The organism is Rummeliibacillus stabekisii (genome assembly GCF_007988965.1).
Lineage (GTDB): Bacteria > Bacillota > Bacilli > Bacillales_A > Planococcaceae > Rummeliibacillus > Rummeliibacillus stabekisii.
Genome location: NZ_BJVD01000008.1, coordinates 98,639 through 123,511, shown reverse-complemented (window position 1 = coordinate 123,511; position 24,873 = coordinate 98,639). Strand labels below are relative to the sequence as shown.

Here is a 24,873-nt window from a genome sequence, read left to right as displayed (position 1 = left end):
CGGCTGATAAAAATTGTAAATACAAAAATTTTAAAATAGACTGAAAAATCAATAGACGTTAGACTTAATGTGTATAACAAAATTAGTAAAGTGGTAAGGGGTGCGGATGGGAATGGAATTATTGGTCATAAGGCATGGACAATCAGAGGCGGATATTCTGCAGGTGCACGAAGGAAGAGCTGATTATCACTTGACCGAACTGGGAGAAAATCAGGCTCGAAAAATGGCTAGTCATGTACAGGAACATTTTCCACCGGACATTATCTTGGCAAGCACGTTGAAAAGAGCCAGTCGTACAGCTGAAATTTTACAAGAAGCGATTGGTTGTGAGATTAGTTATTTTGATGAATTAAGAGAGTTTGATAATGGCGTTTTAGCAGGACTTCTAAGGAAGGAAGCAGCCGTAAAATATCCATTGCCATCAGGGGGAAGGCCAGCCCATATTCCAATACAAGATGGGGAATCAGCAATCGAGTTACGTTATCGGGCTGAGAAGATATTTCAACAAATCATATACGATTTTAAGGAGAAGGAAAGGATTGCCATTGTATCCCATGGGGGGCTGATTTCAAATTTCCTAGAGGCTTTTCTTAATCTGCCAGTTCAGGCGAAATTTCAATTTCATACAGGAGATACAGGAATTCATCTGCTCGAGTTAAAGGATGATATACGTGCAGTAAAGTTTATAAATAGTCTGCAGCATCTAAAAAAGGGGAAATTACATTGTTGAAGACAGGGGACATAATCCATTTTGAACGGACTTTTACGAAGAGAGATGTAGAGATGTTCACAGCATTATCCATGGATGAGGGTGACCATCATACACAGCCTGACGGACTTGGAAGAGTGGTTGTTCAAGGTTTGCTGACTGCTACTATGCCCACAAAAATAGGTGGAGAATATAATGTACTGGCACGCACGATGAACTTTGAGTTTTTCAGGCCTGTCTTTACTGAGGATACGATTCAGTGTCAGGTAAAGATTGAGAAAGCAGAGCCGGATCATGCAAATAGAATCGCTATATTGGCGAGTTTTCTTTGTACCAATCAGTTGGAGAAACAAGTTTTGAGTGGCAGCTTTTCTGGCGTCATCTTAACAGAATAATGAGATAACCCAGTGTCCCAGACGTGCTGATTACGCAGGGACACTTTTCTTTATTCATTCGTTTGATAGAGTCCTCCTGTGTAGACAGCCGTGATAGTTTTTGCAATCTCTTCCACTGTACCTTGCTGTTCATTACGGACAATTTCCCACAGGTACATTTCATTTGTATAGAACCAGCCGCGGGCTACAAGCTTGTGGTTGAGTTCTGTTTTGGCTAGTCCGTATTTTTGAGCGTATGCAATATCCTCTGAAATTCGTTGGATGAACTTTTCACGGATAGCATTCCACTTTGCTGAAATGGAGGGGGAAGTGCCAATGGCTTGCTCGAACAATTGCAGCATGTTACGTTCCGTTTCAGCCATTTTCAAAAAATCCATTGCCTGTGAAAGGATAATATCGCGTGCTTCTTCCTTTGAATTGGGTGAAAATGAAACTTCCGCTATTTGATAGAACTTTTCCATTACATGATCCATTAAGACGATGAGAATTTCTTCTTTCCCGCTAAAATGGACGTAGGCAGTGCCATAGCCGACCTCTGCTTTTTTAATAATTTGGGAAATAGTTGCATTTTGAAAGCCTACCGTTAGAAATATTTCGCGAGCAGCTTGGAGGAGTTTTTGTTTTGTTTTGATAGAACGTAAATGGCGTTTGTCTTGCACCTCTTCTTTGTTAGTCATCTGTTTTGCCTCCTCATATTCTTTCACATTAGCATATAAAGAAATACTTTAAAAGGAAAGATGTATAATAGTATAAATTTTCAGAATACATTATTGACGTAATGTCATATTTATTGGTATAGTCTTTTAAAAAGATGACAAGAGGGAGGATTTACAATGACAAAGTCAACTTTAGAATACGCGAAACAACTAGATGAAAGAGATACATTAAGAAGATTCCGAGAAGAATTCTATCTTCAACCAGGTACCATTTATATGGATGGGAACTCTTTAGGTTTGCTTTCAAAAAGGGCGGAGCGTACGCTTTTCGAGTCAGTGGATGATTGGAAAAAATACGGTATCGACGGATGGACACAGGGCCAACATCCATGGTTTGAACTATCTGAGAGATTAGCAGAAATGCTGGCGCCTCTAGTAGGGGCGAGAGCAGAAGAAGTGATTGTCACCGGTTCAACAACGGTCAATCTGCATCAATTAGTAGCAACCTTTTATCAGCCTGAGAGGAAACGCACAAAAATTGTTGCGGATGAACTGAATTTCCCAACAGACATATATGCCCTGAAAAGCCAGCTTCGCATTCATGGCTTTGATCCTGAACATCATTTAATCGAAGTGAAAAGCAGGGATGGCCGTACAATTGAAGAGGAAGATATTATAGCTGCAATGAGCGATGAAGTGGCATTAGTGATTCTTCCAACTGTGCAGTATCGCAGCGGTCAACTTTTGGATATGAAAAGGTTGACAGATGAAGCGCATAAACGTGGGATTTTAATTGGTTTTGACGGCTGCCATTCAGTTGGCTCGATTCCACATGCTTTTAGTGACTGGGATGTGGATTTTGCCTACTGGTGTAACTATAAATACTTGAATGGTGGCCCTGGGGGTGTGGGCGGTTTGTATGTAAACCGGAAGCATTTTGGTGCAGAGCCTGGCTTGGCTGGATGGTTTGGTTCAAGAAAAGATGTTCAATTTGACCTTTTGCATACCTTTACTCCTGCAGACACTGCCGGCGCCTATCAAATCGGGACACCACATGTATTGAGCATGGCACCGCTTTTAGGCTCACTCGAAATGTTTGCAGAAGCGGGAATGGAACAGATTCGAAAGAAATCACTCGAAATTAATGAATACTTCATGGAGTTAATTGATGCAGAACTAGCTGATTTTGGTTTTGAAATCGGAAATCTCCGTGATGATGTCCGTCGTGGCGGCCATGTTTGTCTCGAGCATCCGGAAGCTGCCCGTATTTGCAAATCTCTAAAGGAACATGGGGTTATTCCAGATTTTCGTGCTCCGAATGTGATTCGCCTTGCACCGATTGCCCTTTATACATCATACGAGGATGTGTGGAATGTAGTGCAGATTTTAAAAGAGATTATGGATGAAAAGCAATATGAGAAGTTTACCAATGAGCGAGAAACAGTTGCATAGATTGTTAGATTTATATATCTTGGAATGAATAAGGAATACCACAGTGTTATGACTAACCTGTAAAGGAAAGGCGGATTCATATGGAAAAAGGTTTAAAGAGGGAGCTGAAAACCAGGCAACTGACAATGATTGCGATGGGATGTGCAATTGGGACGGGGCTATTCCTTGGGAGTGGGCTCGCCATTAGTACGGCAGGTCCCGGCGTCCTTCTCAGTTATGCTTTGGGCGCGTTTATCATTTTGTTGCTTATGGGGTGCTTAGCTGAAATGACTGTCGCCCATCCTTCATCAGGTTCGTTTGGGCTGATTGCGGAAAAATACATTCATCCTTTCGCAGGCTATCTTGTCCGGTATTCCTACTGGATCGCAAATGTGCTGGCTGTTGGAGTAGAAGTGAGTGCCATTGCTGTTTATATGAAGTACTGGTTTCCCCACGTGCCGGGCATGGTCTGGATTCTGCTTTTTGGTGTCGTACTGATTTATGTAAATGCAACGAGCGTAAATACATTCGCAACGTTTGAATACTGGTTTTCAATGATTAAAATTAGCGCAATCATCGGTTTTATTTTATTGGGGGCGTACATCTTGCTCGGACCATCTGGCGGCTCTTCGACAATAGGACCGCAAAACCTTGTGGATAGCGGAGGATTCCTACCATTTGGTTTAAAGGGCGTCTGGATTGCCGTATTTATTTCCTTGTTTAGCTTTTTAGGAACAGAAATGATAGCGGTTACTGCAGGAGAAGCGGAGGATCCGGATGTGGCTGTACCTAAGGCATTGAAAGCGACAGTATTCCGCCTTTCCACTTTTTATGTCATCACCTTAGCGATTATGCTGATGATTGTTCCTTGGAAAAGTGCTGGCATTGATAAAAGTCCCTTCGTGAAAGTAATGGAGATTTTGAATATCCCGGGTGCATCTGGCATTATGAACTTTATTATTTTGACAGCTGCTTTATCTGCGATGAACAGCCAATTATACGCGTCAACAAGGATGGTATTTTCTTTGTCTCGGGCAAAATCAGCGCCAGCAGTTTTCGGTAAGTTAAGCAAAAAGGGTGTACCGTTGTATGCTCTTGCGATTTCAGCAATGGGTATCATCATGGCTGCTGTTGTTAGTGGATTATTCCCAGGGACATCCTATGCATTCATGATGGGAATTTCCATGTTTGGCGCCATTTTTACTTGGTTCATGGTTTTTGTATCGCACTTATTCTTCCGTAAGAAATGGGAGAGAGCAGGCGGTCGTCAATTGCCTGTGAAGATGATCGGCTTTCCATATTTGACGGCATTAGGAGCCATTCTCTTGGTCAGCTTAATGATTACTACCTGGTTTACGTCATTTAAAATACTGCTTCAATTTGGTATTCCATGGCTCGCCTTTTTAACCGTTATCTATTTTCTTTTCCACCGTAAAAAAGAAAATACGCCATTACAGCAAGGGAACACGAAAGACGACGAGGAGGATTTAGAATGGAAAACTCAGTGAGTAACAATTTAGAAAAGGGCATCCAATTGGATTTTGAAAAGGAGATGTCATACGGCGATTACCTACGCCTTGATCAAATTTTGACAGGTCAGCATCGGCTTTCAGACCACCACGATGAAATGTTGTTTATTATTATTCACCAAACGAGTGAGCTTTGGATGAAGCTCATTCTGCATGAACTACATGCGGCGATTGAGTGTATTCAAAAGAACGAGTTAGAACCATCCTTCAAGATGCTATCGCGCGTTTCTAGAATTCAGCAGCAGCTTATTCAATCATGGAGTGTTCTTTCCACGTTGACGCCTGCCGAATATATGGAATTCCGTGATAAGTTGGGGCATTCCTCTGGGTTTCAATCCTACCAAAATCGCTTGATTGAGTTCGCACTTGGAAATAAAAACGCCCGCACGCTTGCAGTTTATGAACATCAGCCGGAGGTTTATCCATTGCTGACGAAGTCTTTAAAGGAACCGAGCATTTATGATGCAGCCATTTCTGCGCTTGCCAAGCATGGTTTAAAAGTGGATGAAAAAGCATTAAATCGTGATTGGACACAAAATTATGAACCGAATGAAAGCGTAGAAGAAGCATGGCTGACAGTATACCGCAATACAGATCAGTACTGGGATTTATATGAATTGGCAGAGAAGCTGGTGGATATCGGCAATCAGCAGCAGCTTTGGCGTTTCAACCATATGACAACTGTTGAACGAATCATCGGTCACAAAATGGGAACAGGCGGTTCATCCGGCGTCAATTATTTAAAAAAGGTATTGGATCACCAATTCTTCCCTGAGCTACTGAGTTTACGCACAAAGCTGTAAGGTATTTTAAGGAGCTTTTTATGCAGAAACAGTGAACAAGAGAATGAGGAGGGAAAATGAACATGGATTCGTGGATTGATATCTCATTGCCACTAAATCAACAGACGGCAGTTTGGCCAGGTGATACGCCATTTACGTATGAGGTGAATTGGAGCAAAGAAGAAAGCGGATCAGTCAATGTTGGCCGTATTACAATGAGCATTCATACAGGTACACATATTGATGCACCATTCCATTTTGATAATGATGGAAAGAAAGTCTCAGATCTTGATGTGAACGTGTACATTGGGAAAGCCCGTATCATTCATTTGCCGGTACCTTCTTCTATTGGGGTAGAAGCACTCGCTGGTGTAGATTTAGAAGGAGTCAGCCGTTTATTGATTCGCACGGATGTATGGCCGGATCGAAGCGTTTTTCCTACAGCGATTCCAAAAATTGAGCCGGAGCTTGCTTCTTATTTGGGGGATAAAGGAATTCGTTTGCTAGGCCTAGATTTGCCGTCCGTGGATCCGATTGATAGCAAAGAGCTGTTATCTCACCATGAATTAACAAAACATGGTATTCACATACTAGAGGGCTTGGTGTTAGACCAAATTGAACCAGGAGATTATGAGCTGGCTGCATTACCACTTTTCCTAGCAGAAGCAGATGGGAGCCCAGTCCGCGCAGTAGTGAAGCGTCTGTAGTGAGTATTTAAAATAAGAAGGATCTTTTTGCATGTCTATAGCAAAGGGTCCTTCTTTTATATGTTAAACACAAAAAAATACAGACAGAGAAAACACAGTTAGTCTTCTCTGTCTGTATGGGTGGCATTTATTATATAGTCTGCATCGCAGTTACTTGCGAGTTTTTCTTTTGCCTTGTTGTGTTTTTTGATTTGCCTTGCGTTCGAGATATGCCAATTCTTTTTGGAGTTTTAAGTAGTTCGCATAACGCTGTTTCTCTAAAACACCCTCATCGAGTGCTTTTTGAATGGCACATCCCGGCTCGGAATGGTGATTGCAGTTACGGAATTGACACTGGTTTGCAAGCGACTCAATATCTTTAAAACCAGAGTCTACACTATCGTTTTCATTCCAAAGCTGAAATTCTCGCATTCCTGGCGTATCAATTAAGATACCGCCAGCTGGCATTTTAATCAATTCGCGATGTGTAGTCGTATGGCGTCCTTTCGCATCATCTTCGCGGATGTCTTGGACCGCCATCCGGGCCTCTCCGCAAAGAGCATTGATAAGCGATGATTTGCCTACGCCAGAAGATCCCAGAAGAGCGGCTGTTTTACCGTTTTGTAGCATATCAGAAAGCGTATCAATACCTTCGCCTGTCTTTGAGCTAACAGCGACGACATCCGCGCCAATAGCCACTTGTTTTGCTTGATCTATATAATCCTCAGGATGGTCACAGACATCCTTCTTAGTTAAAACGACAACCGGCAATGCGCCAGAATCGTAGGCAGCCACTAAATATCGCTCTAAACGTCGTGCATTAAAATCATCATTCATAGAAGTAACAAGAAACACGATATCTACGTTGACGGCAATAATCTGTTCGGTGATTGCCATTCCTGCAACCTTCCGAGAGAAGAGAGAAGTCCTCGGCAAAAGGGAATGGATGATGCCTTTTTCCTCGCCTGGCATCTGTTCCACAGCAACCCAGTCACCGACTGCTGGGAAATCCCGCCGTTCAGCTGCAGCATGTGTAAAGCTGCCTGAACAGGTGGATAGCCATTCTCCTTCTGCTGTGACCACTCTATACATCCGTTTATGTTCTAATGTTACACGGCCTGGAACATAATGACGTTCCGCCGTTTCAAAATTGTTTTTCCATTCATCTTGTCGTATATTATTCCAACCGTATTCGTTTAATTGATTCAAAGCATATTCCTCCTGTTATTTGCAAAATAAAAAGCATGGTCCGAGAACGGAAACCATGCTTCACCGCGCATAACAGAATAAACATGCCTAATTTATATTGGCATGGCAGGTGAATATATGGTCCCGTTCATTTGTGCAATAGCCTTATTCATCGTTACCATATAAATCACCTTCCTTCTGTAAGTTATCTCTAAGATAACAGGAAAAACGAATAACGTCAACATAAAATATAAATTATTTAAAATGTTTAGAAAAATATTTGTATTACTTATTCATTAATTTAATAATATGTTCCTTTGGATCCCAGCAATCAAATTTATATGCTGGTTTGGTTTCATAACCAAGCCTTGAGCAATAATATTTCATTCCTTCTGCTACTCTCTCCGCTTTGAAATGCTGACATGTTGCACAGCAATGGAAATCCTTCATTATAGGAACCTCCGTCTCTACTAATTTGGTATTAACTTTATCACATCGCCATTGGCCATGAAAGATATAAAAAACAAATGGTTTCTATATTCTATGTATTCATTGTTAATAGCATTAGGGGTAATATTATATCCGCTTTTAAAGAAGGAAAAAACAAGGGTAAGTGGTTTTCAAGCGTACACCGAGGGGTAATTAAAATCTGTTAGTAGTAAAGATTAATAATATTGCAAAAATATATTGCGTATGCGACATAATTCGATTATATTTTTAGTAGCCAAAATGAGTGGCTATTCATCAAGGGGAGACAGGGGGAAGAAGTTTGAATGAGTTAAAGGGGAGCAACACAAATCAAGGATTACAAAGAACGATGAAAGCACGGCATTTGTTTATGATATCACTGGGGGGAGTTATCGGATCGGGTTTATTCTTAGGCTCCGGTTATACAATTAGCCAGGCAGGGCCGGCTGGTGCTATTCTTTCATATTTAGTTGGCGGATTTATCATGTTCTTAACGATGTTATGTTTAGGAGAGTTATCTGTCGCTATGCCGGTTTCTGGTTCGTTCCAAACATATACAACAAAATTTATTGGTCCTGGCACTGGTTTTGCACTAGGCTGGCTTTATTGGTTAGGCTGGTCTGTTACAGTTGCGCTTGAGCTGTTATCATCTGGCCAGCTGATGCAACGATGGTTCCCAGATTCGCCAGTATGGATATGGTGCGCTATATTTGCCATTGTATTATTCTCATTGAATGCGCTTTCAGCTCGAGCTTTTGCTGAAACCGAATTCTGGTTCGCGAGTATTAAGATATTCGCTATTATTGCGTTTATCGTTTTAGGAGGAGCAGCGATTTTTGGTTTAGTCCCAATGCATGGTGGACAAGCTGCACCGTTTTTGAGTAACTTCACAGCAAATGGCTTTTTGCCGCATGGTATAGGTGCACTGCTTATTACAATGATAGCTGTTAACTTCTCATTCCAAGGAACAGAGTTAATTGGGATTGCTGCGGGTGAAAGTGAAGAGCCAGAGAAGACGATTCCAAAATCAATTAAGCAAACGGTTTGGCGTACGCTGTTTTTCTTTGTATTAGCTATCTTTGTTGTAGCAAGCTTGATTCCAATGAAGCAAGCAGGCGTGGTAGAGAGTCCGTTCGTTGTCGTATTTGATAGTATCGGTATACCATATGCTGCAGATATAATGAACTTTGTCATTCTAACAGCATTATTATCAGTCGCAAACTCAGGAATATATGCTGCAACACGTATGTTATATGCTATGTCTACTGAGAAAATGGCAAGCCCTGCACTGACAAAGTTGAATAAACGTGGTGTTCCAATTAATGCACTTCTATTAACAATTGGCATTGCGTTATTATCCTTACTTTCAGGATTCTTTGCAGAAGAAACGGTATTCGTTTGGCTATTGTCGGTCGCTGGATTAGGTGCTCAGGTTGGGTGGATTTCTATTTCCGCTTCACAAATTGCATTCCGCAGAAAATTTATTCGCGAGGGTGGTAAAGTGGAGGATCTGAAATTTAAAACGCCACTGTTCCCACTTGTTCCAATTGTTTCGTTAACATTAAATTGTATTGTATTGCTCAGCCTTGCTTTTGATTCTGAACAACGGCTGGCACTGTATCTAGGAACACCATTTGTTATCGTATGCTATCTGATTTATCATTTCAAAATTAAAAAGAAACGTGAAAACTTAGGTGTAGGCGAACAACAACTGCAATTGAAAGAAAATAAAACAATGACTGTCTAACTGACATGTAAATCTTCAATCTCTTCGGAGGTTGGAGATTTTTTTATTTTGAATGGATGGTGGGTTTGAGTTAAAAATAATCGGTTATAAAAAGAGTTGGAGAGAGAGATGGGTGAGCAGATAAAAACTAAGGAGAGAGTAGAAATAAAAAAGTACTACATGCTTCATTGATTATTTTAAAAACATCTGTACTGAAAGATAAATTTCTTAAAAAAGGGCAATATAAAAACATATATAGCGCTTGCTTAATTAAATGCTTTTATAAAAGATTATTTACCGAAGAGGAGTTGTTTATGTGGATCAAGACAATTTAACAATAGAGCCCGGCGATATTAATGTTGTGAATTCGAAAAAAACACGAAAAGCAGTAGTAGCGACGGGCATTGGAAATGCGATGGAATGGTTTGACTTTGGCCTGTATGCTTATTTGGCTGTTACGCTAAGTGAACTCTTTTTTACAGGTGTAGGTAACAGTGGTCTGCAATTAATCTTTACGTTTGGTACTTTCGCTGTTGCCTTCCTTGTGCGGCCAATTGGGGGAATTATCTTTGGGCGGATAGGTGATCTTCATGGGAGAAAAATTGTATTAAGCGTCACCATTATTATGATGGCCTTTTCAACTTTGATTATCGGTCTATTACCTACGTATGAAAAAATTGGTGTCTGGGCTCCCATTTTATTGTTGCTTGCCCGTATGATTCAAGGTTTCTCCACTGGCGGCGAATACTCTGGCGCCATGGTGTATATTGCAGAATCTTCCCCTGATAAGAAGCGAGGAAGGTGGGGAAGCGGTCTTGAGATTGGTACACTCGTCGGCTATATTGCAGCCTCAGGCATTGTGACTTTACTGACAGTATTCTTATCTGATGACCAAATGAATTCCTGGGGATGGCGATTGCCGTTTCTGATTGCTGCACCGATCGGACTGATTGGTTTGTATCTTCGTCGCCATCTAGAAGAATCTCCAGTTTTTGAGGAGATGGAACAAGCGCAGGAGGATGCATCACAGCCAACCTTTAAGGATATTGTGAAGCATTACAAGAAGGATTTGCTGTTAAGCATAGTGATAGTTGCCTTTTATAATATTACCAACTATATGATTTTATCTTATATCCCATCTTATTTGACTGAGACGCTGAAGATTAATCAAACGGCTGGGTTAATTATTTTGCTTATTGTAATGGTGCTAATGATTCCGCTTGCGTTATATTTCGGACGGCTTAGCGACCGTATAGGCAACAAGAAAGTTGTGCAAATCGGTTTAATTGGCTTATTAATCTTTGCCATCCCAGCTTTTTGGATGATGGGTACAGGCAGAATAGGCTTCGTCTTTGTTTCCATTTTGCTGCTCGGCCTGTTTTTAAGTTGTTATGAAGGTACAGTGCCTTCTTTGTTGCCATCATTATTTTTCACAGATGTTCGTTACCGTGCATTAGCAGTATCGTTCAATATTTCCGTCTCCATCTTTGGAGGAACGACCCCGCTTTTAGCTTCATATCTTGTTCATGCGACCAATAATACTCTCTCACCTGCTATTTATTTAGTCGTCGTCAGCTTGATTGGCTTGATTGTATTTACATGGTTATTCACTAGCACTTCTGGGATTGCCCTAAAAGGTTCATACCCAACGGTCGATACAAAAAAGGATTTCAAGGATGTTCTAAGACAAGACCCGGAAGAGGCTTTATGGTGGAAGGATGAAACCATTGAAGCGAAAGAGAACAATAAAACAGAAGGTACTTAAGTAAAAAAGGCAATGCAGAAACGTCTGCTTGCCTTTTTTGTTTATAAAATGCCGACCAAATTGTTATTGTATTTTTATGCAGGATACGTTAGCATTATCGTTATTAACTGAATTAACAAAAAATTAGTAGCGTATGATTAAAAGAGTAATTGGAGAGTCGGAATTATGAAGGGAATGAATAGAAAGAAAGGTCTTACACTTGTCATTATCGGAGCAGTGCTTTGGGGGATTAGCGGCACGGTTTCGCAAAAATTATTTCAGCAATATCATGTCAATGTGAATGGACTTGTGATGATACGGCTGCTAGTAGCAGGTGTTCTACTTTTGGGGATGCAATCTTTTAGAAGTACACGTTCCCACGTTTTTGACGTATGGCGAAATAAATGGAGTGCCCTTCGGCTACTGATCTTCGGGCTTCTCGGCATGCTTGCGGTTCAATATACATACATGGCATCCATCAAACACGGTAATGCAGCGGTGGCGACATTGTTGCAGTATTTAGCGCCAGTAATGATTATTCTTTACTTATTGCTCCGTAGACAAACAGTTTTTTCACGACATGATGCAGCAACTGTTTTGCTTGCATTGATGGGCTGTTTTTTACTACTGACGAATGGATCAGTTTCCAATCTTTCAGTGCCACCTGTTGCTGTTGTCTGGGGCCTATTATCTGGGCTTGCATTGGCTTTTTATACTTTGTATTCAGTGCCTTTACTTGCTCAGTTTGATTCTCAGGTGATTGTTGGCTGGGCCATGATTATTGGCGGAGTCGCACTTAGTTTGATTCATCCGCCGTGGCAAATAGACTTTTCAAGTTTTTCCCCAGTTGCATATATGTACTTACTATTCGTCATTGTATTCGGCACGATGATTGCATTTTGGTTTTATATCGAAAGCCTTCAAAGTCTCTCCCCAAAAGAAACCAGCCTTTTTAGCAGTTTAGAACCTCTGGCAGCAGTACTTACAACTGTATTTTGGTTAAAAGAACCCTTTGGTATCTTTCAGTGGGTTGGAACGCTCTGTATTTTTGGAATGATTTTGTTATTGGCATTTCAAAAGAAGCCTTCTTCTAAAGCAGAGAAAGTTGCGGAAACAAATTACGATGAAAAGAGTGATGTGGGATAATGATTACGTTCGAAGATATCGATCGGCATAATTTTATGAATGTCATTAATTTAAAAGTGGCAGATGAACAAAAAAACTTTGTGGCATCGAATTTATTTTCACTTGCCCAGGCAAAAGCTTATCCGGAATGTATTTGCTTAGCTATCTATGCTGAGGAGGTTCTAGTCGGTTTTACTATGTATTGTATTGATGCGGATGACGGAGAGTATTGGATTTACCGTTTAATGATTGATGCGCAATACCAGGGGAAAGGGTACGGGAAGGCTGCTATGAAAAAACTGATGAGCTTGATCAAAGAAGATACAGCTCATCATGTGATTTATCTAAGCTTTGAGCCAGAGAATGAAGGCGCAAAAGCACTGTATGAAAAATTGGGCTTTAACGGCGATGGTAGAGTAATCGAAGGGGAAATTGTGTATAAGTATAGCTATTAATAGTTGTATGGTCAAAATTTGATTTAAACAGTGTAAAAAAGGGAATCTATTTAATAGATTCCCTTTTTTTTATTCTATAGAGAAGTTGTTTTTACCGTCTTGTTTGATGCGATACATAGCATTATCGGCCTTTGTAATGAGAGAAAGAAAATCTTTACCGTCATCTGGATAAACGCTAATTCCAATGCTGCCTGTCACACTAATTGTATGACCTTCAATTTCAAAAGGCTGCTTAAAGGCCTCTAAGATGCGTTGTGTTTTTTCTTTTATGCTTTCTATATCCCAGATATCTTCTAAGATGAGAATAAATTCATCTCCACCATAGCGGCAAATAAAATCGTTCTTCTCTACATAGCTTTCTAAGTGTGCAGCTGTCATGACAAGCAATTGATCGCCGATTTCATGGCCAAGCGAATCATTAATGCTTTTGAAATTATCCAAATCCATGAATAAGAAAGCAACTCGTTTCTTGTCAGTCGTATCTTCAATGATAGTTGCCATTTTTTTATGCAAAAAGCGTCTGTTAGGTAAATTTGTAAGCTGGTCATAATGAGCTTGGTTATAGATAACCTTTTCTAGCTCTTTTCTTTCGGTGATATCGTGTGCGATAGTTGACAGGAATTCCACCGTACCATTTTCAGTTTTGTGAGCGACTAGCATGTGGGAAACCGGTATTTCAATACCATCACCATTTATAATGGTTGTTTCACCTTTCCAAAAGCCTTTTTCTATTGCTGTAGGAATGCCTTCGTTTTTAATAAAATCAGTCATCCATCTACTCGTTACAGATTGAATATTTTCCTCCGTAATGCCAAGGATGTTGCGTGCGGCTGGATTGTAATAGAAGCTATTTCCGTTGATATCTAAAGTTGCTATAAAGCTAGGCGAAGCATCTAAAATTTCTATTAGCTGTTTCTGTTTTTGTTCTATTAGTTTTCTTTCAGTGATATCCCGGTCTACCCCTATATAGCCAATACATTCACCTTCGTCATTTAAAATAGGAGAGCCGCTCGTTTCTAAAATAACTTCATGCCCATCACGATGCAAGTTAATATTTTCTAAGCTGTTAATTGGCAGCTTGTTCGCAACGTGATACTGAAAAATGGGTCCTATCCGCTCTCCCTCATCTGGTTCCATCAAATCGAATGGAGTTCGGCCTATTATTTCATCTGGTGTATAGCCTAAAATCTGTTCAATTTGCGGACTTGCGTAGGTATAAACTCCATTAGCATCCACTTCCCATATCCAATCACTTACTTGCTCCACAAGCTTGCGATATCTTTCATCATCTGCTTGAAGAGTAACATTACTTAATATATGTTTTTCCATAAATACCATCCTAAAATTTCTAATTGTAAGAAAGATTATAGCAAAAAATGGTGAAAACACTACTACTTTTTTTCTAAGAAATGTTAAAATTTTTTATTTTGAAAAAGTAAAGTCTTAAAATCTCTTAGTTACTGTCTAGTTTATTAAATCGCATGAAATAGAGGCATTCGAGCTGTTTGGGGAAGAATCGTATACTCATAATCTAAAACTATGTCAGCTGCTTTTTTATATTTATAAAAGATTTAGAGGTTATTTTCAGCAATTGAGGGGTAAGTAACAATATAACTTGCTTTGAAGAGAGGAGAGATGAAGCATGAAAAAAACATACATATTTACCTTGTTAGGCTTGTTATTGATCGGTTTGCTTTCTGGATGTGCAGAAAAGGAAAAGCTTAGCGATGGCACAGAGCTAGTTGAGAAAGGTAAGTTTATATTTGCTGCTTCCGGAGAGTTCAAGCCATTTAGTTATATGAAGAAAGACCTTACTATGACAGGTTTTGATATTGCAGTAGGAGAGGCTGTTGGTAAGGAATTGGGTCTTGAACCGGTACAAAAAAGGATGAAATTTAAAGGGTTAATAGAAGGGATTAAAACAGGTAGAGCGGATGTTGCTGTTGCCAGTCATACGATTAATGATGCTCGTGCAAAGCATGTCGCATTCTCTACACCTTATTATTACTCTGGCCCACAAATCTTTACAAGGTCAAACAGCAAAATTAAAACAACTAAAGATCTAAAGGGCAAAGAAGTGGCGGTTGCCAAAGGTTCTACGTATGCAGACATTGCTGGTAGATATACGAAAAATGTCAAAACATACGATAGTGACATTACAGCGTTAAAAGCGCTTAGCATGGGGCGCCACGATGCAGTAGTGACGGACTTTGTTACAGGTAAAAGTGCGAAGAAGGAAGGCTTTAAGATTAAAGGCCAACAATTGATCGAACGAAGTGAACAAGCTATTGTATTGCCGAAAGATAATCCGAAGCTTCTTAAACGTGTTAATGAAGCGCTGGACCATCTGCGTGACGATGGTACACTAGCTAAAATCAGCAAAAAATACTTTGGCCAAGATATCACCAAAAAGCCAGAATAATTACTAGATATTAATAAGGAAGGAAGTGGGTAACATGCCTAGCTTTTCACATTTTTTTGACACACTTATAAGCAGCAAAGGTTTATTTATAGATGCGATGATGGTCACCCTCGAATTGACGGTTGTATCTATTTTAATCGGTATTATTTTTGGGTTATTCTTTGCCCTACTAAAAATTTCACGTATTAAAGTTCTTGGTTATATTTCAAATTTATATGTATTCCTTGTGCGCGGGACTCCGCTAATTGTACAAATCTTTATTCTATATTTTGGTTTTAGTGGTATCTTTTTAATCTCAGATTTCTGGGCAGCAGCATTAGCGCTTGCTTTCCATAATGGGGCATATATCGCTGAAATTTTCCGCGGCACTATTCAATCTGTGGACAAGGGGCAAATGGAAGCAGGTCGTTCTCTTGGGATGACTAGAAGTACGACTATCCGCCGAATTATTCTTCCACAAGCATTCCGAAGAGCATTGCCACCACTTGGCAACCAATTCATTATTGGTCTGAAGGATTCATCATTAGCTGCCTTCATTTCCATGAATGAGCTGTTCAACGTAGCGACGACACTTGGTTCCAATAACTTTGATGAGATGACGTACTTATTGATTGTAGCAGTGTATTACTTAGTACTTGTTGCACTATTAACATTAGCTGTTAGCTTGTTTGAAAAGAAATTAGCAGTGAGCGACCGATAGGAGGTTACTAGAATGAGTGAAAGAGAAATGATACGAATTGAACACTTAAACAAGTCTTTTGGTGATTTGCATGTTTTAAAAGATATAAATCTTTCTGTACATGAAAGTGATGTGGTTTGTCTTGTCGGGGCATCTGGTTCGGGGAAGAGTACATTATTAAGATGCTTGAACTTTCTAGAAAGAAAGGATAATGGGAATATCTTTATCCAAGGCGACAACATTATGCCAAAAACGCATGATATGAATGAGGTAAGACAAAGAGTTGGCATGGTTTTTCAGCATTTTAACTTGTTCCCTCACAAAACAGTCATTGAAAATATTATTGAAGCACCAACCGTTGTAAGGAAAGTATCAAAAGCTGAGGCAATTGCTGAAGCAAAAGAATTACTTAAGAAAGTGGGACTTGAGGATAAAGCAGATGTCTATCCAAGCAAACTATCCGGCGGTCAAAAACAAAGGGTAGCGATTGCTAGAGCACTTGCAATGAAACCGGACATTATGCTTTTCGATGAGCCTACATCCGCGCTAGACCCTGAGCTTGTTGGTGAGGTATTGGCGACGATGAAAGAATTGGCCGATGAAGGGATGACAATGGTTGTCGTAACGCATGAGATGGGCTTCGCACGTGAAGTAGCGGATTGGATTGTCTATATGAACGAAGGTCAAATTATCGAATTAGACCGTCCTGAAGAATTCTTTGAAAATCCAAAAGAAGAACGGACGAAGGAATTCCTAAAAACCACCGCGCTTAAATAAAAGAAATATAATTAAAAGGATAGAAGAGCTTGAAGTAACTTGCTCTATCTATCCTTTTTTATTTTTTTGCGCCTTTTGCACAATGTAGCACCAAGTTATTTTTCTTTAGCAGTTATTTAATTTCCTTTGAAAACTATTCTGCATGGTTTATAATTTTTGTTAACTAAATTAATTATTTGGTTAACAAATGTTAATTTCTATTAAAGGGGGAAATGTACATGATTAAAGAAAAAGTGCTAGAAGAATTGGCAGATCAAGTGATTAAAGGGAAGGCATTAAATAAAGATGAAGCACTTTCACTGTTGCGAATAGACGATAAAGATGTTTTAGCATTAATGAATGCGGCTTATAAAATTCGATCCCATTACTTTGGTAATAAAGTGAAATTAAATATGATTATTAATGCGAAGTCAGGCCTTTGCCCAGAAGACTGCGGGTATTGTTCCCAATCAATTGTTGCAGAAACGCCAATAGAGAAATATGCGTGGCTTACAAAAGAGACGATTATCCAAGGTGCCAATGAGGCCATCTCTCGCAAGGCGGGTACATACTGTATTGTTGCATCTGGTAGACGCCCTACTGATAGGGAAATTGCACATGTGATTGAGGCTGTAAAGGAAATTCGTGATACAACAGATTTAAAGATTTGTTGCTGTTTAGGATTTTTAAAACCTAGCCATGCTGAAGCATTAGCAGATGCGGGCGTGCATCGCTACAACCACAATATAAATACACATCGTGATCAATACGAGGAAATTTGTTCAACACATACGTACGACCAAAGAATTGATACAGTACAAGAGGCAAAAAAGGCAGGGATCTCCCCGTGTTCTGGTGCTATTTTTGGAATGGGGGAAAGTGAAGAGCAACAGGTAGAAATGGCCTTTGAATTGCATGATTTAGATGCTGATTCAATCCCATGTAATTTCCTTGTAGCCATAGAAGGAACACCATTGGGTGGAAAAAAAGAATTAACGCCTGTGCAATGCTTAAAAATTCTTGCTATGATGCGTTTTATAAACCCAACGAAAGAAATTCGTATTTCTGGCGGGCGAGAAAAAAACCTTGGAACCCTTCAACCTTTAGGGCTATTTGCGGCTAATTCCATCTTTGTGGGTGACTATTTAACGACCAAAGGACAACAACCGTTAGATGACTGGAAAATGATTGATGATTTAGGATTTGAAATTGAGGAATGTGCTTTGTAAAAGGAGTTATTTAATTCTATGAGGATTAAAGTTTTTGCATCGGATGTCTAATGAGTAATTGGAAAGAAGTTAAATACTCACTGTATTTCAAATAAAAAAAGGTACATCACTAAATACATGTGATGTACCTTTTATCTTTTGCTAATTATAGCACTACATTCATTTAACTAAAATTTTGCAGGTATATTCCTGCATTTTAGGTGTAAGCAACGTTAAATTGTCTTTCTAGCCTAAAAATAATGGTAGCCCCGTTGCCAAGAAAATAATTGCCGCAAGTATGATCCAAGAAAGTGGGTGAGCCCAGTTATTTGTCCAGCCTACGCCAAATCGTTTTTCCAAAAAGATAGCTGGGTCATTACGATTGAAATAAAAGACGCCTAGCTTCCAATGCTGGTCATCATCACGATCAATCAGATCGCCATTTACGGTAGTGACCACACTTCTAACACGGCTTCCGCCTTGCCCTGTTGTGATCGATAATACAATGGCTCCAATGCAAATGACTAAAGTAAAGAGAATCGGTACATATAGTTGCAACTTGCTATCAATCTGATAAAAAAGTGATAGCTGTGGCACCGTTAAAATTAGAATCAGTGCAAGGCCCGTTAAAATAGTAAACAATGACCATCTGCGACGAAAGACAATGTTTTTTTGTAAAGACTCCTCAGGATTTGCAGAGGACACCTGTTGTTTTGCTTTCGTAATCACGATATTAATGAAGAGCATCAGTAATGTTAGATAGATTTGTAAAATCGGCATTAGCATGACAGAACGATAAGATTTGGTCGACCAGCTTGTAACTTCTCCATTAAAGTCATACTGCGTAGGAAAACGAGCAGGAATATCATCATAATGCAACAGTGTAAAAATCATTGTGGCAAAAGATACGACTAAATGAATAACAAACCAGTAGTTAGAGTAAGTAAGCTTTTGGTGGCGGAATTGAGTATTGACTGTAATCTTTTGCGGCTTTCTCATCCAATCAGGATTTTGTTCTTTTAACTTTTTCATCTTTCCATGGAAGAAAAGATAAAGGGCAAAGGATGCAGCAAGAAAAATGAATATCATGGCGGTATACAAGCCGGCGATTTTGTTCTCGCTCATCCCAGAACCTAACCATGCAAGGATGGCCGTTAAGATAATGGCAAGGACACTGGCTGACCAAGCGTATGTTTTACGCATTTGTTTAATGTTAGATTGTACATAAACCTCTTCAGGAATGGAAACACCAAAGCTTTCTGTCTTCCGTGTCCAATACGGAATAAAGATAGTTGGAATAAATAATGGAACCAACATAAGAATTAAAAAGATGAACATCAACTATCACTCCTTTTCTCGAAATCTTTATAAATTTGTAAACAAAGCTTTTGAAACTCATCAAGGGATACATCCCTGCAAATACTTTCTGCTATTAAGGGACGGAGCTTGGCAGATAGCGTAGTGTAGTAGGAGTCATCTGCTTTTTGAACACCATCCGGGTGGATAACCACGCCTTTTTGTCGATGAATCTGGATAAAGCCTTCTTGCTTTAACTGTTGGTATGCTTTATTGACGGTATGAAGATTGATACCTAGATCTGCGGCTAGGGATCTGACAGACGGCAATCCTTCACCTGGCTTTAACTCTTTTTTAGCGATTCCTTCAATAATCTGTTGTTTTAATTGTGTATAAATGGGTTCTTCAGTTTCAAGATCAAGAGAGATAAACAAACTTTTCACACTCCTTTTTTGTGTTAACTGTTATATATAATATATAACAGACAAACGAAGGTGTCGACATATTTTCTGAAAAATAAATCCATCCTATTGTTTAGTGAAAAAAAGGGAAAGTAAGTGGACATAAGTCCAATCGTAGTTAGTAAATGAAGTGTGTGTTTTTAAAGTTGTTCAAGATAGGTAGTGAATCAGCTAGACGGTGTTTGAACCTGGAGGGTGACAATTAACGAGTGAGCAGCGAAGAAATTTAGGATGAACTATAGTCAAATGTATACTTTTTTCAGATTCCCTAATACTAATTCAGATTATCTAGTTAGCAGGAAAGGAAGAGAGAAATTTGGCAAAGCACTCAGATACAAGCTGGAAACAAGACCATCCCAGCACATTATTCGGTAATTCTGTACAAAAGGCAGACCGCATGTTAAAAATTGCGAAGTCTCATCCAGAGGAAATCGCGGTTGAGCATGCATTTGATCAAATTGCGCACAGCGAAAATGCGAAGAAAAATGCAGAGGAATATGGAGAGCATCTTGATATGGTAGAGCTAAATGCAAAACAATTGGAGCTCATCAAGAAAGATCTGGAGCAAGTACAAAAGATGATTAAAGAATAATAATGTAAAATCCCCACCGGAAAAAAAAGGTAGGGGATTTTTAAATATTTTTAAATCGCGATGTTAGTTTTAATGATCTTTTGAAGCACTTCGAACGCTCTCTGCAACCAATTGAAAGTCCTCCAGAAATTTTGACCATAGATTTGGACGTCGTCTTACCGCGAAAGGATGATAGGCGACAGTAGTTTGAAAACCGCGCACATCGTAAAATTTCCCTCGTAATGTTTTTACATCTGCAGCTTCATCTTGAAAAAAAGACTGGACTGCCACATTCCCAAGACAGAAGACGAGCTTTGGATTTGTAATAACCAATTGTTGTTGGAGATGTTGGAGACAGATTTCGCGTGTTCTTTCTTTATCATATGCTCGCTTTGGCTTTCTTTTAAGCACATAGGTGACATAGAAATCATCTGCTGACAATCCCGATTCATGTACGGCTCTTTGCAGCGTTTGGCGTGTAGTACAAACGTAAGGGTGTTCTTCTCGATCTTCTCGTTCTCCAGGGTTATCCAATAGGATAAGGATAGGTGCCTTCGGATTTCCCTCGCCCCAAATCATACGAGATCCTTGCTGGAAGAGGCCGCAGTCCTGGCAGTTTTGCTGGCTTTCCGGTGTTGGATCTTCTGGCCATAAGCAAAAATTCAACTAAGCTCCCTCCCTTATGTGTATTTTTGTATTTAAGTTATTGTGCTCATTTGTTTTAAAAAAATAGCCTTACTATAGAATTATCCTTGACCCTTACGCAACGGAAAGGCTTATGATTTTATTAAAGAGAAGGGAGGGTGTGGAATGGAATATAGCGTGAAAGAATTGGCGGAGCTGTCAGGAGTGAGCAGTCGAACACTTCGTTATTATGATGAAATCAGCCTTTTAAAACCAGCGCGCTGGAGTGAAGCAGGCTACCGAGTTTATGAAGAAAAGCAAGTGGATTTGCTGCAGCAAATTTTATTTTATCGCGAACTGGGGATTGAACTGAAGGAGATTAAGAGAATCGTATGCGATCCTTCTTACGACCAACTGGAAGCGTTAAAGGGTCATTATCGAGAATTAGAGCAAAAGCGCAATCATCTCGATCAATTGCTTAGTACGGTAAGACAAACAATTAGTAGCAGGGAGAGGGGAATAAGAATGAGTGATTCAGATAAATTTGCAGGTTTCAAAGAACAATTAATAGAAGAAAACGAAAAAAACTACGGCAAGGAAGCACGTGAAAAATATGGTGAGGACACCATTGATGAGAGCAATGCAAGATTGAGGGATATGTCGGAAGAGAATTTCGAAAAGATGAAGGCTCTTGAAGAGGATATTTTTCAGTTGCTGAAAGAAGCTTACGCGACGGGGAATCCAGCATCAAAGAAAGCACAAGAGCTAGCTGATAAACATAGACAGTGGCTGTTATACTCATGGAAGAGTTATTCAAAAGAAGCGCATGCAGGGCTAGCGGAAATGTATGTGGCAGATGAACGATTCAAGGCATATTACGAGAAAGTGGTTCAGGGTGGAGCGCAGTTCCTAAAAGAGGCTATTTTAAACTATGTTGCATCAGAATAAGTTTATGTGGGGCGCATTCCTAATGGGAATGCGCTATTTTTCATTCTTTTGTATAAAACTATTTAAATTTAACCATTCCTTTACTTACTAAAGTTATCATTGATATAATTTAAAAGTTATATAAGCATAAGATTCTATCTGAATACGTAAAATCGCTTCATCAGAATGATTTCTTTTTTAATAAAGCGAATAGCACCTGAAGTCTAGCGGGGACGATTCGGACGTACATGCTAAATTCAGTTAATATAGGAGGGGAAACATGGACAACTTAAACAATATCGTAAATAGCACGAATGAGTATCTCTATTCATATGTATTGATTATTTTATTAATCGGGGCAGGTCTCTTTTTTTCGATTCGAATGAAATTTATTCAATTTCGTATGATTCCAGAGATGTTTAGGCTGTTAACAGAAAAAACGCCAACAGACTCATCGGGGAAAAAGGGGATTTCATCCTTCCAGGCCTTCACCATCTCAGCGGCATCCCGGATTGGGACGGGCAATATAGCCGGGGTTGCTACAGCCATTGCCATTGGTGGTCCTGGAGCAGTTTTTTGGATGTGGATGATCGCCCTTATTGGCGGTGCATCAGCTTTAATTGAGAGCACATTAGCACAAGTGTATAAAGTGAAAGACAAAGAAACGGGATTATATCGCGGTGGTCCAGCCTATTATATGGAGAAGGGGCTTAATAAGAGATGGATGGGTGTTCTCTTTGCCATCGTAATTACATTAACATACGGCTTTGTTTTCAATGCGGTACAAGCCAATACGATTACGATTGCGTTTAAGGAAAGCTTTGGAGCAAACCGTTTAGTAGTGGGCATAATCTTGGCTGTGTTAACAGGTATTATCGTCTTTGGCGGTTTGAAACGAATTGTTAGTGTAACACAAGTTATCGTACCTGTTATGGCTATTGCCTATATTGCAGTTGCATTTCTTGTTATTCTGCTAAATATTACTGAACTACCGCATGTATTGCTGTTGATTATCAAATCTGCTTTTGGCTGGGAAGAAGCCTTTGCAGGGATGGTAGGCGCAGCGGTGATGCAGGGAATCAAGCGTGGTTTGTTCTCGAATGAAGCTGGGATGGGTTCTGCGCCTAATGCAGCAGCCACTGCTTCTGTTACGCATCCTGTAAAACAAGGATTAATTCAAACATTGGGCGTATTCATCGATACGATCCTTGTATGTACTTCGACAGCTGCCATCGTTTTACTGAGTGATGCCTATATGCAGAATGATGCAAAGTCTGTAAACCTAACACAACTTTCTTTAGTATCAAACCTAGGCGATTGGGCAGGCATATTCCTGGCTATAGCAGTATTTTTATTTGCTTTTAGTACGGTTATTGGCAACTATTACTATGGTGAAACAAATATTGGGTTTATTAAAGATTCTAAAACAGCTATGTTTATTTTCCGTATTTTAGCGGTTGGCTTTGTGTTATTTGGTTCTTTAGCTAAAGTCGATTTAGTTTGGAATTTGGCGGATCTCTTTATGGCGATGATGGCGATTATCAATTTAATTGCTATTATATTGCTATGGAAGGTTGCAAAACCAGTCATTCGCAACTACCTTGATCAACGGAAACAAGGGAAAAACCCAGTGTTCTATAAAAAAGATGTCCCAGAAGTGGGCGATATTGAATGTTGGGGAGAAGACGAAGAAAATCGTTAAACATTAGAACACATTCCATTAAGGAATGTGTTCTTTTATTTTGTTGAGAAATAAATGATATTATTTTACGATATTTTATAAAAGCGAATTGTTATTTATTGTTAAATTAGTCATTTAGGTATTTATCTTTAAGTAAATAATTGGCGTATAATGTTTACAGACAATATATAAAGGGTAAATGTTAGGTCATATGGCTTAATAATATATAGTGAAAGCAGATTATACATATAACTTTTGAATTGATTTTTTAGTAGAGTTTTTGATATCAAGGTCTAAAAAATAGGGGAGGTAATCTTTTGTGATAGGGTGGTTTTCTTTTTTTTCAGGCTTGCTAGGTGGGGGGATTATTAGCTTAATAGTATTGGGAAATAAGATGTTGAAATGGAAAGGTACTTATAATGAAAAGAAAAAAATTAGCCAATTGGTAGAAACGTCAAAAGATATTATTTATTGTTATCAAGTGAAACCGGAGAAGAAATTCCAATATCTTAGCCCTTCGATTAAAACAATTTTGGGAACAAATCCTATGCAAGAAGCTTATAGCAATCCAAACTGGTTATTTGATATTATTCATCCAGATGATTACAATCTACTCCAAAATAAGATAAATGGAAAAATGGACTACAGTAAACCGATCATTCAACGCTGGAAAAATAGTAAAGGAAAGTATATCTGGCTTGAAGAAAATGCAACACCTATTCTTGAAAATGGAGAATTTATTGGGGTTCAAGGTATTGTGCGGAACATTGATGAAAAAGTCAAATTGCAGCATGAGCTGGAATACCAGATTGCCCATGACCCACTAACGAAAATTTATAATCGGGCCTATTTCCAAAAACAAATGAAAAAGTATAATGAACAAAAAAATGTTCCAGTGGCTATTTTGTTATGTGATCTAGATGGTTTAAAGTATATGAACGACCATTTTGGCCATGAGCAAGGCGATTCTTTTATCATTGCATCGGCAAAACTTCTAAATTACTATTCCACTAGTGAAATCATTGTAGCCCGCATTGGCGGCGACGAATTTTCAATTATTATGGTAAACGCAACAAAGGAGAGTGCGCAAAAGCTTTATAGTGACCTGCATAGAGACATTGAACAGTACAACGAAAATAATGTTAGTGTAAAAATCAGTATGTCTATCGGCCTTTCCTTTGCAGAGAATTCGTATGGACAAATGGAACAGCTTTTAGGACTGGCGGATCAGCACATGTACAAGAATAAAAAGCAAAAAAAAAGAAAACGCCTATTGGTGGAGTGTTGAGTTGGTTTAATCTAACCGTGTTAGAAGTTTAAAGACAACAGTTTTTCTAGCGGAGGAGACAATTGT

The 24,873-nt window shown here is 39.3% G+C and carries 25 protein-coding genes; 18 read left to right on the top strand and 7 right to left on the bottom strand.

Features of this window, described 5'->3' with window-relative positions; all coding sequences use genetic code 11:
• The first annotated feature begins 112 nt into the window (after positions 1 to 112).
• Positions 113 to 730 (top strand): histidine phosphatase family protein, encoded by a 618-nt coding sequence (locus RST01_RS12715; RefSeq protein WP_147197364.1) that lies wholly within the window; start codon positions 113 to 115, stop codon positions 728 to 730.
• The gene (locus tag RST01_RS12710; protein WP_147197322.1) at positions 724 to 1,104 is read left to right on the top strand and encodes a hotdog family protein; all 381 of its coding nucleotides are present in this window, start codon (positions 724 to 726) and stop codon (positions 1,102 to 1,104) included. Before RST01_RS12715 ends, RST01_RS12710 begins: the two co-directional genes overlap by 7 nt.
• Positions 1,105 to 1,154: 50 nt before the next feature.
• On the opposite strand, the gene RST01_RS12705 is transcribed toward RST01_RS12710, so the two are convergent.
• Positions 1,155 to 1,781, bottom strand: a complete 627-nt coding sequence (locus RST01_RS12705) for a TetR/AcrR family transcriptional regulator (protein WP_147197320.1) — start codon at positions 1,779 to 1,781, stop codon at positions 1,155 to 1,157.
• A 156-nt stretch (positions 1,782 to 1,937) separates the two neighbouring features.
• On the opposite strand from RST01_RS12705, the gene kynU reads away from it, so the two are divergent.
• The 4 genes from kynU to kynB all read left to right on the top strand — a co-directional run bounded on the left by kynU (position 1,938) and on the right by kynB (position 6,209).
• Positions 1,938 to 3,212, top strand: a complete 1,275-nt coding sequence (gene kynU / locus RST01_RS12700) for a kynureninase (RefSeq protein WP_147197318.1) — start codon at positions 1,938 to 1,940, stop codon at positions 3,210 to 3,212.
• Between the two features lie 80 nt (positions 3,213 to 3,292).
• Positions 3,293 to 4,699, top strand: a complete 1,407-nt coding sequence (locus tag RST01_RS12695) for an amino acid permease (RefSeq protein ID WP_147197316.1) — start codon at positions 3,293 to 3,295, stop codon at positions 4,697 to 4,699.
• Positions 4,684 to 5,523, top strand: a complete 840-nt coding sequence (gene kynA / locus RST01_RS12690; protein ID WP_147197314.1) for a tryptophan 2,3-dioxygenase — start codon at positions 4,684 to 4,686, stop codon at positions 5,521 to 5,523. Before RST01_RS12695 ends, kynA begins: the two co-directional genes overlap by 16 nt.
• Before the next feature lie 62 nt (positions 5,524 to 5,585).
• Entirely contained in the window at positions 5,586 to 6,209 is a 624-nt protein-coding gene (kynB, locus tag RST01_RS12685; RefSeq protein ID WP_147197312.1) for an arylformamidase, read from the top strand.
• Between the two features lie 150 nt (positions 6,210 to 6,359).
• Here the strand turns inward: kynB and rsgA are convergent, their stop codons facing one another.
• Both rsgA and RST01_RS16055 read right to left on the bottom strand, forming a co-directional pair.
• Positions 6,360 to 7,397, bottom strand: a complete 1,038-nt coding sequence (gene rsgA / locus RST01_RS12680; protein WP_147197310.1) for a ribosome small subunit-dependent GTPase A — start codon at positions 7,395 to 7,397, stop codon at positions 6,360 to 6,362.
• A gap of 264 nt (positions 7,398 to 7,661) precedes the next feature.
• Positions 7,662 to 7,826 (bottom strand): hypothetical protein, encoded by a 165-nt coding sequence (locus RST01_RS16055; RefSeq protein WP_158512601.1) that lies wholly within the window; start codon positions 7,824 to 7,826, stop codon positions 7,662 to 7,664.
• 367 nt (positions 7,827 to 8,193) lie between these two features.
• Here RST01_RS16055 and RST01_RS12675 point away from each other — a divergent pair, with 367 nt between their 5' ends.
• From RST01_RS12675 to RST01_RS12660, 4 genes are all read left to right on the top strand, one after another.
• Positions 8,194 to 9,591, top strand: a complete 1,398-nt coding sequence (locus RST01_RS12675) for an amino acid permease (protein WP_147197362.1) — start codon at positions 8,194 to 8,196, stop codon at positions 9,589 to 9,591.
• 295 nt (positions 9,592 to 9,886) lie between these two features.
• Positions 9,887 to 11,335 (top strand): MFS transporter, encoded by a 1,449-nt coding sequence (locus tag RST01_RS12670; RefSeq protein WP_147197308.1) that lies wholly within the window; start codon positions 9,887 to 9,889, stop codon positions 11,333 to 11,335.
• A 165-nt stretch (positions 11,336 to 11,500) separates the two neighbouring features.
• Positions 11,501 to 12,460 carry a DMT family transporter gene (locus RST01_RS12665; protein WP_147197306.1) on the top strand — a complete coding sequence of 320 codons (960 nt, stop codon included), beginning with the start codon at positions 11,501 to 11,503 and terminating at the stop codon, positions 12,458 to 12,460.
• Positions 12,460 to 12,894 carry a GNAT family N-acetyltransferase gene (locus RST01_RS12660; protein ID WP_147197304.1) on the top strand — a complete coding sequence of 145 codons (435 nt, stop codon included), beginning with the start codon at positions 12,460 to 12,462 and terminating at the stop codon, positions 12,892 to 12,894. The genes RST01_RS12665 and RST01_RS12660 overlap by 1 nt, the downstream gene beginning before the upstream one ends.
• Positions 12,895 to 12,963: 69 nt before the next feature.
• Here RST01_RS12660 and RST01_RS12655 read toward each other — a convergent pair whose 3' ends face one another.
• Positions 12,964 to 14,223, bottom strand: coding sequence for a sensor domain-containing protein (locus RST01_RS12655; RefSeq protein ID WP_184117569.1), 1,260 nt, complete (start codon positions 14,221 to 14,223; stop codon positions 12,964 to 12,966).
• 313 nt (positions 14,224 to 14,536) lie between these two features.
• Here RST01_RS12655 and RST01_RS12650 point away from each other — a divergent pair, with 313 nt between their 5' ends.
• From RST01_RS12650 to bioB, 4 genes are all read left to right on the top strand, one after another.
• The gene (locus RST01_RS12650; protein WP_147197300.1) at positions 14,537 to 15,316 is read left to right on the top strand and encodes a transporter substrate-binding domain-containing protein; all 780 of its coding nucleotides are present in this window, start codon (positions 14,537 to 14,539) and stop codon (positions 15,314 to 15,316) included.
• Positions 15,317 to 15,350: 34 nt separating this feature from the next.
• Complete coding sequence (locus RST01_RS12645; protein ID WP_147197297.1) at positions 15,351 to 16,016, top strand: amino acid ABC transporter permease; 666 nt, start codon at positions 15,351 to 15,353, stop codon at positions 16,014 to 16,016.
• Between the two features lie 12 nt (positions 16,017 to 16,028).
• On the top strand, positions 16,029 to 16,772 hold the full coding sequence (locus RST01_RS12640) for an amino acid ABC transporter ATP-binding protein (protein WP_147197296.1): 744 nt from the start codon (positions 16,029 to 16,031) through the stop codon (positions 16,770 to 16,772).
• A 212-nt stretch (positions 16,773 to 16,984) separates the two neighbouring features.
• Positions 16,985 to 17,980, top strand: a complete 996-nt coding sequence (gene bioB, locus RST01_RS12635; protein ID WP_147197294.1) for a biotin synthase BioB — start codon at positions 16,985 to 16,987, stop codon at positions 17,978 to 17,980.
• A 225-nt stretch (positions 17,981 to 18,205) separates the two neighbouring features.
• On the opposite strand, the gene RST01_RS12630 is transcribed toward bioB, so the two are convergent.
• Both RST01_RS12630 and RST01_RS12625 read right to left on the bottom strand, forming a co-directional pair.
• Positions 18,206 to 19,297: a DUF1648 domain-containing protein gene (locus RST01_RS12630; RefSeq protein WP_147197292.1), complete on the bottom strand. Its 1,092-nt coding sequence runs from the start codon at positions 19,295 to 19,297 to the stop codon at positions 18,206 to 18,208.
• The gene (locus tag RST01_RS12625; RefSeq protein ID WP_147197291.1) at positions 19,297 to 19,689 is read right to left on the bottom strand and encodes a GntR family transcriptional regulator; all 393 of its coding nucleotides are present in this window, start codon (positions 19,687 to 19,689) and stop codon (positions 19,297 to 19,299) included. Before RST01_RS12625 ends, RST01_RS12630 begins: the two co-directional genes overlap by 1 nt.
• A gap of 343 nt (positions 19,690 to 20,032) precedes the next feature.
• On the opposite strand from RST01_RS12625, the gene RST01_RS12620 reads away from it, so the two are divergent.
• A complete protein-coding gene (locus tag RST01_RS12620) occupies positions 20,033 to 20,308 on the top strand; it encodes a hypothetical protein (protein ID WP_066789863.1) in 276 nt (91 codons plus the stop codon).
• Between the two features lie 69 nt (positions 20,309 to 20,377).
• Here RST01_RS12620 and RST01_RS12615 read toward each other — a convergent pair whose 3' ends face one another.
• Complete coding sequence (locus RST01_RS12615; RefSeq protein ID WP_244946720.1) at positions 20,378 to 20,953, bottom strand: uracil-DNA glycosylase; 576 nt, start codon at positions 20,951 to 20,953, stop codon at positions 20,378 to 20,380.
• A gap of 144 nt (positions 20,954 to 21,097) precedes the next feature.
• Between RST01_RS12615 and RST01_RS12610 the strand changes: the two genes are divergently transcribed.
• The 3 genes from RST01_RS12610 (at position 21,098) to RST01_RS12600 (ending at position 24,807) form a co-directional block, all read left to right on the top strand.
• Positions 21,098 to 21,859, top strand: coding sequence for a MerR family transcriptional regulator (locus RST01_RS12610; RefSeq protein ID WP_147197288.1), 762 nt, complete (start codon positions 21,098 to 21,100; stop codon positions 21,857 to 21,859).
• A 259-nt stretch (positions 21,860 to 22,118) separates the two neighbouring features.
• Positions 22,119 to 23,540, top strand: coding sequence for an alanine/glycine:cation symporter family protein (locus RST01_RS12605; RefSeq protein WP_147197286.1), 1,422 nt, complete (start codon positions 22,119 to 22,121; stop codon positions 23,538 to 23,540).
• A gap of 298 nt (positions 23,541 to 23,838) precedes the next feature.
• A complete protein-coding gene (locus RST01_RS12600; RefSeq protein WP_147197284.1) occupies positions 23,839 to 24,807 on the top strand; it encodes a sensor domain-containing diguanylate cyclase in 969 nt (322 codons plus the stop codon).
• Positions 24,808 to 24,873: the final 66 nt, after the last annotated feature.

What these genes read in the sequence shown, in the direction of transcription:
- RST01_RS12715 (WP_147197364.1), top strand. Translation starts at nt 113, where the DNA reads ATGGAATTATTGGTCATAAGGCATGGACAATCAGAGGCGGATATTCTG.
- RST01_RS12705 (WP_147197320.1), bottom strand. Translation starts at nt 1,781, where the DNA reads ATGACTAACAAAGAAGAGGTGCAAGACAAACGCCATTTACGTTCTATC.
- kynU (WP_147197318.1), top strand. Translation starts at nt 1,938, where the DNA reads ATGACAAAGTCAACTTTAGAATACGCGAAACAACTAGATGAAAGAGAT.
- RST01_RS12695 (WP_147197316.1), top strand. Translation starts at nt 3,293, where the DNA reads ATGGAAAAAGGTTTAAAGAGGGAGCTGAAAACCAGGCAACTGACAATG.
- kynA (WP_147197314.1), top strand. Translation starts at nt 4,684, where the DNA reads ATGGAAAACTCAGTGAGTAACAATTTAGAAAAGGGCATCCAATTGGAT.
- kynB (WP_147197312.1), top strand. Translation starts at nt 5,586, where the DNA reads ATGGATTCGTGGATTGATATCTCATTGCCACTAAATCAACAGACGGCA.
- RST01_RS16055 (WP_158512601.1), bottom strand. Translation starts at nt 7,826, where the DNA reads ATGAAGGATTTCCATTGCTGTGCAACATGTCAGCATTTCAAAGCGGAG.
- RST01_RS12675 (WP_147197362.1), top strand. Translation starts at nt 8,194, where the DNA reads ATGAAAGCACGGCATTTGTTTATGATATCACTGGGGGGAGTTATCGGA.
- RST01_RS12665 (WP_147197306.1), top strand. Translation starts at nt 11,501, where the DNA reads ATGAAGGGAATGAATAGAAAGAAAGGTCTTACACTTGTCATTATCGGA.
- RST01_RS12660 (WP_147197304.1), top strand. Translation starts at nt 12,460, where the DNA reads ATGATTACGTTCGAAGATATCGATCGGCATAATTTTATGAATGTCATT.
- RST01_RS12655 (WP_184117569.1), bottom strand. Translation starts at nt 14,223, where the DNA reads ATGGAAAAACATATATTAAGTAATGTTACTCTTCAAGCAGATGATGAA.
- RST01_RS12650 (WP_147197300.1), top strand. Translation starts at nt 14,537, where the DNA reads ATGAAAAAAACATACATATTTACCTTGTTAGGCTTGTTATTGATCGGT.
- RST01_RS12645 (WP_147197297.1), top strand. Translation starts at nt 15,351, where the DNA reads ATGCCTAGCTTTTCACATTTTTTTGACACACTTATAAGCAGCAAAGGT.
- RST01_RS12640 (WP_147197296.1), top strand. Translation starts at nt 16,029, where the DNA reads ATGAGTGAAAGAGAAATGATACGAATTGAACACTTAAACAAGTCTTTT.
- bioB (WP_147197294.1), top strand. Translation starts at nt 16,985, where the DNA reads ATGTACATGATTAAAGAAAAAGTGCTAGAAGAATTGGCAGATCAAGTG.
- RST01_RS12630 (WP_147197292.1), bottom strand. Translation starts at nt 19,297, where the DNA reads ATGTTCATCTTTTTAATTCTTATGTTGGTTCCATTATTTATTCCAACT.
- RST01_RS12610 (WP_147197288.1), top strand. Translation starts at nt 21,098, where the DNA reads ATGGAATATAGCGTGAAAGAATTGGCGGAGCTGTCAGGAGTGAGCAGT.
- RST01_RS12605 (WP_147197286.1), top strand. Translation starts at nt 22,119, where the DNA reads ATGGACAACTTAAACAATATCGTAAATAGCACGAATGAGTATCTCTAT.